Here is a 14,742-nt window from a genome sequence, read left to right as displayed (position 1 = left end):
GCACTGACGTTCTGGCACCTGTATTTGAAAAAGCATGGCATTGGAGGAAGTATGAATGGTTGAAATTTATTTGTTCGTCAATCCTTTAGGCGGCGTCTGTTTAGAAATTGAAAAAGAAATTATACAATTGTCTGTTAACGACAAGAAGAAAATACAATTGCGCTTTATTCCTTTATTAAACATGAAAACGATCAATGAATTTTTGAGTCGTCAACATATTCCGATTAATGACATTAAACGACGGAATCGAATTTTTGAAGATTTATACTCAGCCGCTCTTGACTATAAAGCAGCACAGTTACAAGGCCGAAAAAAAGGCCGACAATTGTTGATTGGCTTACAAAAAGCAGTAGCTGAAGACGGTCTAGCTTACTCTCCTGAGTTATCAGAAGAACTACTTCTAGCGGCCGGCGGGGATATTGATATGTATCGTAAAGACCGACAATCCGATTTTGTCAAAGAATCTTTCCAAACCGACCAAAAAGTTGCTCGAGAAATGGGGATTAAACAACATCCTACCGCAGTCGTTTACAACTATACTTGCGAGAACGATTTCGGCATTTTAGTCGAAAATTTTGAAAACATGGATGAAATTAAACAACTTTGTCGTGTCCATCCACATAACGAACCGTTGCTGAACCAAGGTGACGCAACCTTTGAATTTAAACGTCGCTCCAATTATCATTTTCCAAATGGACATTTACATTTATTATAAAAAAGAAGGACCATATAGCTGTATAATACGCCTCCAAAATTAGAACAAAAATCTAACTTTGAAGGCGTATTTAAACTAGCAAAATATGATTATACATTCAAGAACAAAGTAGTAAAAGCTTATCAAAATGGAGAATAGATGCTATCAAACACTGGACAAAGCAATTTAATATCTCTTCATATTCCACTGTACAAGAATGAGTCAAAATAGTAGAAAAATTTAATTTTAAGGTCCTTCATCAAAAAACTGCCAACGGATACACCTGAATTTAAGCATTCGAAACATAATCAAAACGGAACATCCTAATTAAGAATGATGCTCTAGCTGAATCCTTTTCTTGATTTGTTTAATGATAAAGTTTTGTCCTTTCCATATTGCTAAACACTCGAATATAAAAGCAATTCTTGACAAAAGAAATTAATAAATTGATTTCCTCTAATTATCAGCGAAGCAAAACGAAACTTCGGTTCAGTGTTCAATACAGTAAACGTTTCATTTCATAAAAATACCGACTAGATTTCTCCAGCCGGTACTCGAGCTCAATTTTGTATTTTACTAAAAAATTCTATTTTTTAATTTAGACTTCTTCTTCAATAATAAAACGTGGTCGCCCCTTAACTTCGGAATAAATTTTACCAATATATTCGCCCACAATAGACAGACTGATTAATTGAATTCCCCCTAAAAACCAGATACTGATGATAAGAGAAGACCAACCAGCTTCAACATTTCCTGTAAAATGTTGTATTAAACTATAAATCATATAAAAGATACCAATTAATAAAGTAATAAACCCTATGTTTCTAACCATTTTTATTGGTACAATTGAAAAGGAAGTAATGCCTTCCATAGCAAAATTAAGCATTTTTTTTAGCGGATATTTTGACTCACCAGCTACTCGAATATTTCTTGAATAATAAACTTTTGTACTAGGAAATCCAACTAATGGAACCATCCCTCTTAAAAATAAGTTTTCTTCTTTAAAAGTTAGTAATACCTTAGTCGCCCGATTGCTCATCAAACGAAAATCTGCATGGTTTGGTACGGTATTCACACCTAGTTTATTCATAAATGAATAAAACATTTCCGCAGTTTTTCTTTTGAACGCGGTATCTGTATCACGGTTACTACGAACGCCATAAACAACATCGTTTCCATCATGATAAGCATCAATCATTCCCTCAATTGCCTCGACATCATCTTGTAAATCTGCATCAATCGTAACAATCATATCTGCAAATTGAACCGCTGTCGTCATACCAGCTAAAAGTGCATTTTGGTGACCAAAGTTGCGACTAAATTTAAGACCTTTAAAATGTTCTTCTTGTTCAGATAGTCTTTTAATAATAGCCCATGTTTTATCTTTACTACCATCATCCACAAACAAAATGGAACTTTCTGTACTTATTTTATTCTTAGCAATCATTCGTTTTAAAAAATCCAACAATACCTTGCTGGAAATAGGTAGTACTTCCTCTTCATTATAACATGGTACTACTATAAAAAGTTTTGACATTTTCTTTTTTCCTCCTATTAGTTGCTGTTAACACACTTTCCCATCCAATTGCTGAAAGTAAATAGAAAAATGGTAAAAATTGAATTAAATAGCGCGAGCGACCACCTTCAAATAATAGTAGAAACATCATAGCTCCAATAATAGTAAGCTTTATGATTAATTCTTTTTCATCTATTTTTTTCATATTAAATGAACATCCAGTAATAAACATACCTATTATGGTTATTAGCCACATAATCTGCATATAAAGTTTCATGAATGACGTCCATTTACCTACTTGAAAATAATTGTCTTGTAAAAATATTTTAAACCTTGATCTATTAGAATCGCGGTCGAGTTCCATAGGTCGTGGTCCATAATCTTTCCAATCAAAATCTCCAGCGGCTGTATTATAATATTGCTTATTCAATAAAAACTTTGTATATCCTATCGGTCCATAATCTTTTAGTCTTTTTTTTATGACTTTAATATTGTAGTCCTTTTTATCCTGATATTTTTTTTGACTACTAGTCGCATTAGAATCGGATAAGTTATATCCTCCGTTGCCTTTTAATCCCATCATCATCCAATGAGTCATTGGATACTGTTCATTTTTATTGAATTCAATCGTTGTTTGTGTACTTCTATAAATAGAGAAACTACTGATTGTACCAAACATAAAAATAAAAGCAATAAGAATATTCAATACCTTCGCTAAATTTATTGGTTGTATTTTCTTCTGTAAACAATCAATAAATTTAACAATACTCCAAGCAATGATAAATATGATTGCAGATGGCTTAATTAGATATAATATTGCACAACAAATGCCTAACATCATACTAAAAAGTAAGCTATTTTGTTTTTTTGTGTTAATAAACGAATACAAAAACATACTAAAAGACACAATTGTGAATGCTCCTATATCTGTGTACGGAACAATAATTAACGGAGATAACGCTAAACTAAGAATCGACAAATAAAATACTAAATAAGCAATCATATGAGAAAATAGCCGTTTGGTAGCGGTATATAAGAAAAAGAAACCTAAATCAATAAACACCGTACTACATAATTGCCAAAATAGCCACGTATTACCTATACCATCTACAAAAATATTAGCTATTTTTGTTATTCCTAACATCACAAAAAAGAAAAATGCATTATTAGGATATCTCGAAAGATACGCATCCATGGGTTGATTTTTTGTTACTCCCAAAAATATCACTTTGACATCCCAACCAATGGGAGCTGATATAGTACTCACAAGAATGAATTGTAATAATATAGTAATCGTAACAATTAAAATTGTAATAACTTTTATATTCTTTCTAATATAATCCTTAATTTGTTTCAAAAAAAATAAAAAATAATTTCTAACATTACTTGATATGATAATACAGACAATAAAACAAACTAATGCTAATCCTAAAACAAGTGATGCACCCTTTAAGTTTGCTATATTGAAATACGGATGTCGTATAACTCCAAAAAGTGTAATTAAGATTGCTAAAGTAAAAATAAAGTTAATAGACTTGTATAGAAAATTCTTAATATTCATCTCTTCTTCCTTCCAAAAAAATTACTGTATATTTTAACATAAGCAAAAACAGACAGCTTAAAATATAAAATCTCAGCTGTCTGTTAATTATATCATATTTATTTTGCAAAAAAATTTAATATGGGTAAATTTAAACTTATAAAAAATTAATTATTTTAGAACGCTTTTTATTTAATAATCTTCTCATAAAATACAGACAATAGAATTTAACACTTTATTTGATAGTTGAAACAGAAGCATTTCATTTTGATAAAACAAAGATAGAATCTCTATTCACTTATCAAGTTTCTAACATTTCTTAACTTAAACTTTAGTTTCTAATCCTTGTTATAATTTTTCAACCAAAGCTTCTAATTCCGTTAAACGTTCTTCAAAAACTTTCATTGCATCTTCGATATACGCGGCTTGTGTCATATCCACGCCCGCTTTTTTCATCACTTCAATTGGGAAGTCACTACTTCCTGCTTTCAAGTAGTTAAGGTAGTTCTCTAAAGCTCCTTCTTCTCCAGCTAAAATATGTTTAGACAATGCCGAAGCGGCTGAGAAGCCAGTTGCATATTGATAAACATAATAATTGTAATAAAAATGTGGAATTCTCGCCCATTCGTAACTGATTTCTTCGTCTCTAACTACTTCTGGTCCATAATATTTAGCATTGAGCTCGCCATAATACTCACTCAAATATTCACTCGTTAATGGCGTGCCTTTAGCATCTTCCGTGTGAATAAAATGCTCAAATTCCGCAAATTGCGTTTGACGGAAAATGGTTCCCTTAAAGCCGTCTAAATAGTGATTTAAGACATACGCACGTACTTTAGGATCTGTTTCTGTTTGTAATAAATATTCTGTTAAAATATTTTCATTTGTGGTTGAAGCAATCTCAGCTAAGAAAATTGAATAGTCGCCATAAACATACGGCTGATTATTCCTTGTATAGTAACTATGAACACTATGGCCCATCTCATGGACTAATGTAAATAGTTGATCCAAACTATCATGCCAATTCATTAAAATGTATGGGGCTGTATCATAAGCTCCTGAAGAATATGCGCCGCTTCGTTTTCCTTGATTTTCAATCACATCAATCCAACGACTTGAAAAAGCTTCTTTAACAATAGATAAATAGTCTTCACCTAGTGGTTTTAAAGCCTCAATTGCTTTTTCTTTTGCTTCTTCATAGCTGTAACGAATTGGTGCTTCACCTAGCAAAGGCGCATACAAGTCGTACATGTGTAATTCTTCTACGTTTAATAATTTTTTTCTTAATTTTACATAACGATGTAGCAAAGGTAAATGTTTATTTACTACAGCTACTAATGTTTCGTGAACACTTTCAGGGATATGATTACTTGCTAAAGAGGCTGCCCGAGCAGAATCATAATTTCTAATTTTTGCTTTATAATTATGTGTTTTAACATGTGCACCTAAAGTTGAGGCTAATGTATTTCTAAATTGTTTGTACACTTTGTACAACCCTTTAAATGCTGCTTCACGAACAGATGGATCGACACTTTCCATTAATTGACCATAAACGCCATGAGAAAGTTGAATCGTTTCGCCTTCAACATTTTGCACAGTTGGAAATTCTAAGTCTGCATTATTTAAAATTGAAAATGTATTACTTGAGGCACCAAAAATTTCACTAGCCCCCGCCAGTAAAGCTTCTTGTTCCATCGATAAAACATGGGGACGTTCATCTAAAATATTTTGAATATAGTGACGATAAACAGCTAATTTCGGCTGCTCTTCAAAATATCCCCAGATTTGTTCATCACTTAATGTTAAAACCTCTGGGTCAAACCAAGAAACAGCTTCACTAACTTGTGCATATAAAGAACTAGCTCTGGCATATAAAGCTTGGTAAGCTGTATTTGTAGTGTCTTGATCATTTTTTAAATGAGAATAGACATATAATGTTTCCACTTTTCGATAGACATCTAAAACGTATTCTAACGCAGCTAGAAAAGCTTCTGCACCATTCCCTAAGGTTCCTTTAAATGATTCTGCTTGATTTAGCTCTTCTGTCAACTGATTATACGCAACATCAAAAGCAGCATCATCTTTAAAAATTTTGGTTAAATCCCAAGTTAATGGAGTTGGAACTTCATCACGTGTTGGTAATTGTTTAATTTCGCTCATAGTTTACTCTCCTTTAAGAAACGTTTTACTCATTATACTATCATAATTTAACACGTGTGACTAAAAAAATGTTGTTTTTTCACTTTTTTTAGCCAATGAATGAGCTTTTCAGGATCTTCTCTTAGGAAAATACTAGTTATTAGGTACTTATTATTTACTTTAATTAACACATAACATTCTTGTAACCAGCTCAATAAGCTATTCCCCACGATTTTAAAAAGTTTTTTTAAGTCAATATTCGGCAGCGGTTGCCAAATAAAGTTTCCTTCTTCCAAAAAACTAACTTCCAAGATACGCCATAGTTCATGTTTGGTCACTAAACGCTCTTCTTTGGTTTTTAGTGCTTCCCAAACAAGCATTTTTAAATGAATATCTTCTTCAGAAGAAGGTAATAGCTTCAATCCAGGATAGTAAAACCAAGAAGGTAACTGGAGAAGGTGACAACCTTTCGTGTATAAAAAGCTTTGTGTTCTAAGCAACTGAGCATTTCTGTAACCAAGTTGTTGCGTCAATTTTTGATAATAATCATGCATCAATTGGCCAGTGTGCCGTCTATCTGGCAGTAAATTTAAATTAGCAGTCGGTAGTTGGATGATTTCTAGTAATTTTTTTTCGTAAAAATCCCATGATTGTTTTCTTCTATAAAATTGTTGACATTGACTCTCTTCAATATGACAAAGTAATTCTATTCGTTCTTGCTTCTTATTGGCCGTCCATAAATAAAACCCCAAGGACTCCGAAAAGTAAAGAAATTGTTTCGTTAATTGCGTGAGCTTGTCTTTAGGCACTAATCGTTCACCTAAAATCCAAACAACTTGATAGCCATGAGCTTGATAAGTCTCCGTCCGTTCCACCAAACGTTTAATTGGCAATGGACTACATTGAATTTCAATGGCTATCTTCCCAATGAGTAAATCTGGGCGTTGCTTCAAGGCGGGTAAGTATGCCTCAACTTGAAAAGACAGCTTTTCACGTAAACACTTTTCCGCAAAAAGCTGCTTCAAGCGGAGGTGTTCTTCTGTTTCAGCTTCTGCTTCGTACCAACAACTATTCTTTTTACGATGAGCAAAATGGGGTATTTTAATGGGGCCTGCCTTCAAAATGACCGATTGATGACACATTGGACACACAAAAGCTTGTTCGCTTCGTATCTGTGTTAATTCATCAATCGAGCAATCGATTAAAGAAAATAACTCTTGGTTGTCTGCCGTTAAAGCTGTTAACATGATTTTCACCTCTCATAAATAAACTACGCAAAGTTTCTTAATTTTCATCAAAAAAAAAGCAAAAACTCGAAAGTTTTTGCTTTTTTGCTTAATCATTAAAGTAATAACGTGTTAATTCCAACGCACTGCGTTCCATAATACAAGTGCCATATTCGACTAAAGTATCCTGAGTGACAGTTGTTTTATGAGCAAATTCTAAAATCTGTGCAATTTCATTGTCAACATTTGTTTTTTCTAATTCATCGGTTAAGAACAAAACTTGTAAGTAATAACGATCGTTGTACGTGTATAAGTTAGTCAAAACAGATTGCATGAAGACTTCTTTGGATAATTGGATCATCGCTTCAAAATTATCTAATTCAAAGATTACATTTCTGTTTGTTTCATCTGTGGCTTCCATCTCATCAAGTTCATCGGCGGCTGCTTTGTCTGCTTCAATTTGTTTGCGAATTAATTCGCTAACATCTGCATTGACTTCGCTCAGACCTTCTAAGGAAGACAAGTCGTCCATAGCGACATTTTTACTAATAAACAGTTCTAAACCATCATTTTTAGGCAAGACTTGGAAAGTGACTGCTTCACTGCCTTGGAATTCATCTTCGACATCAACTTCTTCTAAAATACTATAAAAGAAATTTTCAACATCTTTGTGGTTTCCTAGTAAGTCAAGAAAAGTAATCCCTCTATCCGCCAGGTCTTCGTTGCCAATTAACACACGAATCGTATTTTCATTAATATGTTCCATTTCCATAGCGCTACACCTCTCTTTGCTTCAATCAGGAAACTTCTTACGTTCATTGTAGCGAAAACTACACAAAAGTAAAGTGGAAAGTCTGTAAATCCTCGAAAACTAGCGAACGTTTTATAAACTTTGAACTTTTTTAACGATTGGTTTTTCGCTCCTTCTACCTCTTCATCTTAACGCAGTCTCTCCAAAAAAGATACTATTTTTCCTTGACCACGTTCTGCCAAATCAAATGAATACAAGTTCTAAATATGTATTAAAAAGCCAGAGATAAAAATCCCTGGCCCTAAATTCATATGAGTCGTTCTTTATTACAATTAACAAATAAAGAACAAAATTTTATATTTTTTATAAACCTGCCATTAATTGTGCTTGGCGCAATTCCAGTTGTCGAACATCTCTTGGTAAGAATCGACGAATTTCATCTTCGTTAAAACCGACTTGTAATCTTTTCTCATCAATCATAATTGGCCGACGCAACAATCCAGGGTTTTCTTGAACCAACTCTAATAAATCTTGAAGTGGAAGCTCGTCCAAATCCATATTTAATTTTTGGAAAACTTTAGAGCGAGTAGAGATAATCTCTTCTGTTCCATCTTCTGTCATGATTAAAATTGCTTTTAATTCCTCAATATTTAAAGGTTCAGAAAAAATATTTCTTTCTTTAAAAGGAATTTCGTGCTCTTGCAACCAGGCTCTAGCCTTACGACATGACGTGCAACTTGGGGAAGTATAAAGTGTCAACATTGTGCATCACTCCTTTTCGCGAATCATCGCGTTTCTGAAACAGGGAACTGTACTGTTCCTCTATTTAAAACCAGTATACCTAATTTCTAATAAAAATACTAGGGGTTTTTAAACATTTTTTATTAACTTTGTTTATTTTTCCTTCATTACATCCGTGTAAAATTAGGGTTAATTTTTATAAAATTTTATGGATATTCGTTATGATTCTGTAAAAAAGTAATACAGTTTTCTATTTTTATAGTTGCTGTTATAATTTACTTCTCTTGGTGATTTTTCAAGAAGTTCCCATGTATTTTTTTCTAATAAAATGTATAATAGAACTATTCACTATCTTAAGTCTAAAGTCAGGTGGTTATTTAATGAAAACAATTTTTTCTGGTATTCAGCCCAGTGGTACTCCGACAATCGGAAATTACATTGGTGCAATGAAACAATTTATCGAATTACAAAATGAATACAATTGTTATTTTTGTATTGTGGATGAACATGCCATTACCGTTCCCCAAGAACCGCAAAAGCTACGCCAACAAATTCGTAGCTTAGCAGCTCTTTACCTAGCGGTTGGTTTAGACCCACAAAAAGCAACAATTTTCATACAGTCTGAAGTGAGTGCGCATGCAGAAGCTGGTTGGATCATTCAGTGCAATACTTCTATTGGTGAGTTAGAGCGAATGACACAATTTAAAGATAAATCGCAAAAAAATGGTCGTGCTGGCGTAAGCGCTGGTCTTTTAACATACCCTCCATTAATGGTTGGTGATATCGTGTTGTACAACGCTGACTTAGTGCCAGTCGGAGATGATCAAAAACAACACTTAGAATTAACACGTGATTTTGTGGAACGCTTCAACAAACGTTACGCTCAAAAAAATCAAGAAATTTTAACGATGCCTGAAGTAAAAATCGCTGAGCAAGGTAGTCGAATTATGAGCTTACAAGAACCAACGAAAAAGATGAGTAAGTCTGATACAAATGTGAAGGGCTTTATTTCAATGCTTGATGAGCCAGCAGTGATTCGCAAAAAAATCCGCTCTGCTGTAACTGATTCAACTGGTGTAATTGAATATAATAAAGAAGAAAAGCCTGGCATTACTAACTTACTAAATATTTATTCTGCTGCGACAGGTCAAACTGTTGAGGAACTTGTTCAAGCATACGAAGGCAAAGGCTATGGAGACTTCAAAGCAGATTTAGCAGAAGCAGTAGTTGCCTTATTAGAACCTATTCAAGTGCGCTACCAAGAACTTTTAGCTTCAGAAGAATTAGATATGATTTTAGATGAGGGTGCAGAAAACGCTCGCCAGGTAGCCAACAAAACACTTCAACGAATGAAAAATGCTGTTGGTTTGGGAAGAAAAGTTCGGCGCTAACTAAATATAATAAAAACCCGCGAAGTTTTATTCGCGGGTTTTTTTATGTTCTAAATTGAGCATCGTACAGCCGACGATAGTGGCCTCTTTGCGCGTACAAAGTTTCATGTGTTCCATCTTCTAAAATTCCTTGGTCACTCACTACGATTATTCGATCAGCATGTTTAATCGTTGCCAGTCTGTGGGCAATAATTAATGTTGTTCGCCCGTCAGCTAACGAGTTTAATGACTCTTGAATCACTTGCTCTGTTTCTGTATCTAATGCAGAAGTCGCTTCATCTAGAATTAAAATCGGCGGGTTCTTCAAGAACATTCGCGCAATTGCCACTCGCTGCTTTTGACCGCCCGATAATTTCACGCCACGTTCGCCAATAATTGTGTCCAAGCCATCTGGCATTAGCTGAATTACATGTTCTAAATGTGCTAATTTCACCGCTTGTTGAATGTCTATTTCTGTAGCATTTAAATTCCCATAAGCAATATTTTCTCGTAATGTTCCAGGGAATAAAAACACATCTTGTTGAACAATTCCAATCTGCTTACGTATTGAAGCCAAGGTCATTTGCTGGATATTTCTACCGTCAATCGTAATTTCACCACTACTGACTTCATAAAAACGAGGCAACAGATTGCACAAGGTCGTTTTTCCTGAACCACTTTGGCCAACGAAAGCAACGGTTTCACCAGGTTGAATTTTTAAATTGATATGGTCTAAAACTTTTGTGCCATTTTCATAAGCAAATGAAACGTCTTTATAGGCAATCGTTCCTTCTAAATGCGAAACAGCAACAGCTCCTGGCAAATCTTTGATGGACGGTTGTTTGTCCATTTCTTCCGTAAAACGTTTAAAACCAGCAAATCCTTTGGGATAACTTTCAATCATATTGTTGACTTTTTCAATCGGCCGAATAAAAATATTGGCTAATAAAATAAATCCTACAAACTGACCTTCTGTAATTTCTCCTTTAATTGTATAATACGCACCAAAAATTAATGAAAATAAATTTATCAGACGAATTAATAAGTAATTATAGGCGGAACTGACACCCATCACCTTATAAAAATATAATTTCGATTTTCGATACATTTGATTTAAATAATTAAACTGTTTTCGTTCAAATGGTTCATTTGCAAAAGATTGCGTGACACGTATCCCACTTACTGACGCTTCAATCCCAGCATTAAATTCACCTAAATTATCGTAAATATCCGTATTCGCTTTTGTCATTTTTTTATTAAAATAGCCTAGCGCAATCGTGATAAATGGCAATAAAATAAACGTAGCGATGGCTAATTTCACGTGAATGGTTAACATTAATAAAAAAGAACCTGCTAACGTCATAATCGTAATAAAGACGTCTTCTGGACCATGATGCGCCACTTCCGAAATTTCAAAAAGATCAGTGGTCAAACGGCTCATTAATTTCCCTGTTTTTTGATTATCATAATACTCAAACGGTTGTGTTTGCAGATGCTGATATAATTCTTCACGCATATCTGTTTCAATATTCACGCCTAACATATGACCAAAATAAACCACAATAAATTGTAAAAACGTATTGATTATATAAAATGCAAATAAGCCCGCACTAGCTAATGCAATGAGGCGAAAATCTCCTTTTGGCATAATCTTATCAATTACTTGATTGACTGCTACTGGAAAAGCCAACTCTAACAGCCCCGCAAAAACGGCACACCCAAAATCCAAAATAAATAATCGACGATAAGGTCGATAATACCCAAAAAAACGCTTTAACATAACTCCCTAACTCTCCCCCTTCATTCTCACTCATTATACGGAAAAAGACTGTCTCTTGCAAAATTCTAACTTCTATCAGAACACGTGTTATTTAAGTAACTTTGACTCAAAATCATTTTCACAAACTTTTCATTATCAGAATATTTTTTCATTTATCGTTTCCATTTTTTCGGTAAAAATAACTATAATTGTCTTTTCCCGCAAGGCTTTGATTTCTGCGAAAAACCTTGAAATACAGTGAAAAATACTCTATTTATTTGTGAAAATATCAGCTACAATATAACATATGAAAAGTTTTGTAAAAAAGTTAAGAGGTGCACTTGTTAAATGAGAACCATTGTTTTTGATGTTGATGACACGCTGTACGATCAGCAACAACCCTTTCGAAATGCGATGACTAAAATTTTCCCAAACGTTGCGACAGAGGATATGCATGAATTGTATCTTCGTTTTAGACACCACAGCGATGAAACGTTTCCGAAAGTTTTAGCCAATGAATGGTCCCTAGATTTCATGCGGTTTTTCCGGATGAATGAAACATTAAAGGATCTAAACTATCCAGGAATTTCACAAGAAGAAGGAAAAATTTTCCAACAAGTTTATGAAGAAGAATTGGATAATATTACGATGCATCCAGAAGTTACTAAGCTTCTTGATACTTTACAAGAGAAAGAAATTCCGATGGGGATTATTACAAATGGTCCAACAGACCATCAATTTAAAAAAGTTAAACAATTGAATCTTGAAAAATGGGTTCCAAGCCAAAATATCATTATTTCTCAAAGTACGGGTTTCCAAAAACCTGAAAAGGAAATTTTTGATTTAGCCTGTAATCAATTTTGTATGGAACCTGAACATACTTTATATGTTGGTGATAGTTATGACAATGATATTGTAGGCGCACGTAATGGTGGCTGGCATTCTCTTTGGTTTAACCACCGCTCTCGAGAACTACCAAGTTGCCAACCTGCATCACACCTTGCAGAAGTCACTTGTTTCACCGAACTTTGTCCGACTGTGGAGAAATTATTTAATCTTTAAAAAAAGCCGTTCTTCAATTTGAAGAGCGGCTTTTTTTTATTTATTTTTTTGTTTTTTCAGACGTAAAATGATGAACAGACAGATTATCAATAAAAGGATCAATAAACCGATTAAGAGATAAATAAGTTTAGATTCCGTTTTTTTGACGGTTACATCTTTCTCATTAAATGTTTTTGCTTCCTCTTTTGAGATCGTAAATTCTTTCGTAAATTGCCATTTTTTTCCTGAGCCTTCCACAGTCATTGCCAATACATACGTCCCAGCTTCCATTTCATTTTCTTCATAAGGAATAGGGAAATTAAAAATTGAATTGGGCGCCATTTGCATATCTTCTTGTTCTTTCTCTAAAATAACGTTATTTGTTTTCTTATTTTTAACATTTGCCGTTACTTTCATTGATTGAAGATAGGCTGCTTCATGGTTTAGCAGTGTTGCAGAAATAACACTGCGCGCATTTCTTTGCGTCGGTTCAACTTTCTCCAAAGACAATTCAGGTTGCACAACTGTTTCATTTTCTCGAAGTAAAACAGCTACTGTATAGGCATAGCGATTTTCAATTGCTAAGCCGTTTGTATTTTCTTTTTGCTTGTCTTTCGTTTCATCGACTTTTTCACTAAACGTGATCCCGCCCGCTAGTTGCCCTGAAAACTCTTCTTTCGGCATCTTCACTCGCAATTCAACTACTTTTTCACTTTTAGCAGGCAATTCAACACTCTCACCGCCGTCTTTCAGTTGAATGATTTCTGATAAATCTGCTGGTGCAGATTTATCTAAAGCTGTCAACGACTCACCATATTCAATCACTCCGTTGCTGTTTGTTGTGGCCGACTTCACACTAACATCAATCACTAAATTTTCATCTGTACTATTGGCCGCTCGAACTTTCAAAATTTGTTCTTGGTCTGGTTTCATCATTAAATCAAAATATGTTTTTGTTTTATCTATTTGGTTTTCTGGAATTTCTGTTTCAACACTAAATCGTAATTCTGCTGCTGAGGTTTCAATCCCAAAAGCAAAGAAATAAAAACTTAGGATCATCAGAATAAAATATCTATTTTTCATTTCGCTCTACACTCCATTTCTATGTAAAGGAGAAAGGCTGAGTTCCCCTCTTCCTTTCTCCAAAAAGGTTCTTTTTATGCTGGCGTATTAGCTAATGTCCAAGTAATTGTTGTTTTGTAGGCATCGTTTAATTTAACTGATTTACCTGGCACTTTTAATTGAACATCTTTCATTACTTGACGGCCGTCAACTTCAGCAATTGAACTAGCATTGCCGTATAAGTATGACCATTTCCCAGCACCTTGATCTGTTGCGGCTACCATCACGTTATGACTTTCACCCACTGTACCAAAAGTTACGCTCGCTAAACTTGTTGGTGCAGCGCTTTGTCCTGCTGTCACAGCTGAAGCATTTTGAAAGACAATTTCAGTTCCTTCAAGTGTCTGACCTTTTGTAGCAGAAGTAAATGCAGAATTTTGTTTTGCAGATAAAGTCCAGCCTTCTAAAGTTCCACGATTATCTGTAATTTGAGCAAATAATGGACCCGTTTTTTCAACATTATTTTTATCTTTTAAAACTTGTGCTGATGCAAAATAGATTTCATCTTTTGTGCTGATGATATTTTCACCAAAGTTTAAACTTGAAGCATAGTCCAAGGTTAAGGGGCCTGTAGAACCTTCATCAACTGGTTTGTCAGGATTTACTGGGTCGATAGGTGTCACAGGATCTTTGCCGTCTTTGTCTTCTGGATCCACTACAGGATTTTTGCTGTTAGGATCTTTTTCATCTGGTGCTTTAAATTTTACAATAGCATCTGTGTCGCGATTAGCCACTTCCTCTGCTTGAACTGGTAGTGTGCCTACCGCGATGGTTGCTAAAATTAAGCTGCTTGCGATGGTCATTTTTTTCATGTTAGTGCTCCTTCTCTTCTATTGTTATAGT

The 14,742-nt window shown here is 34.3% G+C and carries 12 protein-coding genes; 3 read left to right on the top strand and 9 right to left on the bottom strand.

Translation table 11 applies throughout. The features are described from left to right. Positions 1 to 55 precede the first annotated feature (55 nt). Positions 56 to 715 carry a ClpXP adapter SpxH family protein gene (locus tag IGI97_RS03830; protein ID WP_002368840.1) on the top strand — a complete coding sequence of 220 codons (660 nt, stop codon included), beginning with the start codon at positions 56 to 58 and terminating at the stop codon, positions 713 to 715. A 577-nt stretch (positions 716 to 1,292) separates the two neighbouring features. On the opposite strand, the gene IGI97_RS03825 is transcribed toward IGI97_RS03830, so the two are convergent. The 6 genes from IGI97_RS03825 to spxA form a co-directional block, all read right to left on the bottom strand. Further along, a complete protein-coding gene (locus IGI97_RS03825; protein WP_438738018.1) occupies positions 1,293 to 2,231 on the bottom strand; it encodes a glycosyltransferase family 2 protein in 939 nt (312 codons plus the stop codon). Continuing rightward, the gene (locus tag IGI97_RS03820) at positions 2,197 to 3,771 is read right to left on the bottom strand and encodes a hypothetical protein (protein WP_438738016.1); all 1,575 of its coding nucleotides are present in this window, start codon (positions 3,769 to 3,771) and stop codon (positions 2,197 to 2,199) included. The genes IGI97_RS03825 and IGI97_RS03820 overlap by 35 nt, the downstream gene beginning before the upstream one ends. Before the next feature lie 327 nt (positions 3,772 to 4,098). Then, on the bottom strand, positions 4,099 to 5,910 hold the full coding sequence (pepF, locus tag IGI97_RS03815; RefSeq protein WP_379896889.1) for an oligoendopeptidase F: 1,812 nt from the start codon (positions 5,908 to 5,910) through the stop codon (positions 4,099 to 4,101). Between the two features lie 47 nt (positions 5,911 to 5,957). Further along, the gene (locus IGI97_RS03810) at positions 5,958 to 7,136 is read right to left on the bottom strand and encodes a competence protein CoiA (protein WP_438738014.1); all 1,179 of its coding nucleotides are present in this window, start codon (positions 7,134 to 7,136) and stop codon (positions 5,958 to 5,960) included. A gap of 88 nt (positions 7,137 to 7,224) precedes the next feature. Further along, complete coding sequence (locus tag IGI97_RS03805) at positions 7,225 to 7,887, bottom strand: adaptor protein MecA (RefSeq protein WP_002356478.1); 663 nt, start codon at positions 7,885 to 7,887, stop codon at positions 7,225 to 7,227. Positions 7,888 to 8,229: 342 nt separating this feature from the next. After that, entirely contained in the window at positions 8,230 to 8,628 is a 399-nt protein-coding gene (gene spxA, locus IGI97_RS03800; RefSeq protein WP_002356477.1) for a transcriptional regulator SpxA, read from the bottom strand. Positions 8,629 to 8,987: 359 nt separating this feature from the next. On the opposite strand from spxA, the gene trpS reads away from it, so the two are divergent. Then, positions 8,988 to 9,998, top strand: a complete 1,011-nt coding sequence (gene trpS, locus IGI97_RS03795; RefSeq protein ID WP_002359559.1) for a tryptophan--tRNA ligase — start codon at positions 8,988 to 8,990, stop codon at positions 9,996 to 9,998. A gap of 43 nt (positions 9,999 to 10,041) precedes the next feature. Here the strand turns inward: trpS and IGI97_RS03790 are convergent, their stop codons facing one another. Beyond that, positions 10,042 to 11,757 carry an ABC transporter ATP-binding protein gene (locus IGI97_RS03790; protein WP_289865620.1) on the bottom strand — a complete coding sequence of 572 codons (1,716 nt, stop codon included), beginning with the start codon at positions 11,755 to 11,757 and terminating at the stop codon, positions 10,042 to 10,044. Positions 11,758 to 12,084: 327 nt separating this feature from the next. Between IGI97_RS03790 and IGI97_RS03785 the strand changes: the two genes are divergently transcribed. Next, a complete protein-coding gene (locus tag IGI97_RS03785) occupies positions 12,085 to 12,798 on the top strand; it encodes an HAD family hydrolase (RefSeq protein ID WP_002356474.1) in 714 nt (237 codons plus the stop codon). Positions 12,799 to 12,834: 36 nt separating this feature from the next. On the opposite strand, the gene elrE is transcribed toward IGI97_RS03785, so the two are convergent. Both elrE and elrD read right to left on the bottom strand, forming a co-directional pair. Next, on the bottom strand, positions 12,835 to 13,860 hold the full coding sequence (gene elrE, locus IGI97_RS03780) for a transmembrane protein ElrE (RefSeq protein WP_002376547.1): 1,026 nt from the start codon (positions 13,858 to 13,860) through the stop codon (positions 12,835 to 12,837). 74 nt (positions 13,861 to 13,934) lie between these two features. Continuing rightward, positions 13,935 to 14,711: a WxL domain-containing protein ElrD gene (gene elrD / locus IGI97_RS03775; RefSeq protein ID WP_002414060.1), complete on the bottom strand. Its 777-nt coding sequence runs from the start codon at positions 14,709 to 14,711 to the stop codon at positions 13,935 to 13,937. Between the last annotated feature and the right edge of the window lie 31 nt (positions 14,712 to 14,742).

Source organism: Enterococcus sp. DIV2419, assembly GCF_051711865.1.
Lineage (GTDB): Bacteria > Bacillota > Bacilli > Lactobacillales > Enterococcaceae > Enterococcus > Enterococcus faecalis.
Note: the sequence above shows the minus strand (reverse complement) of the source record. Positions and strands in the feature narration are given on the sequence as shown.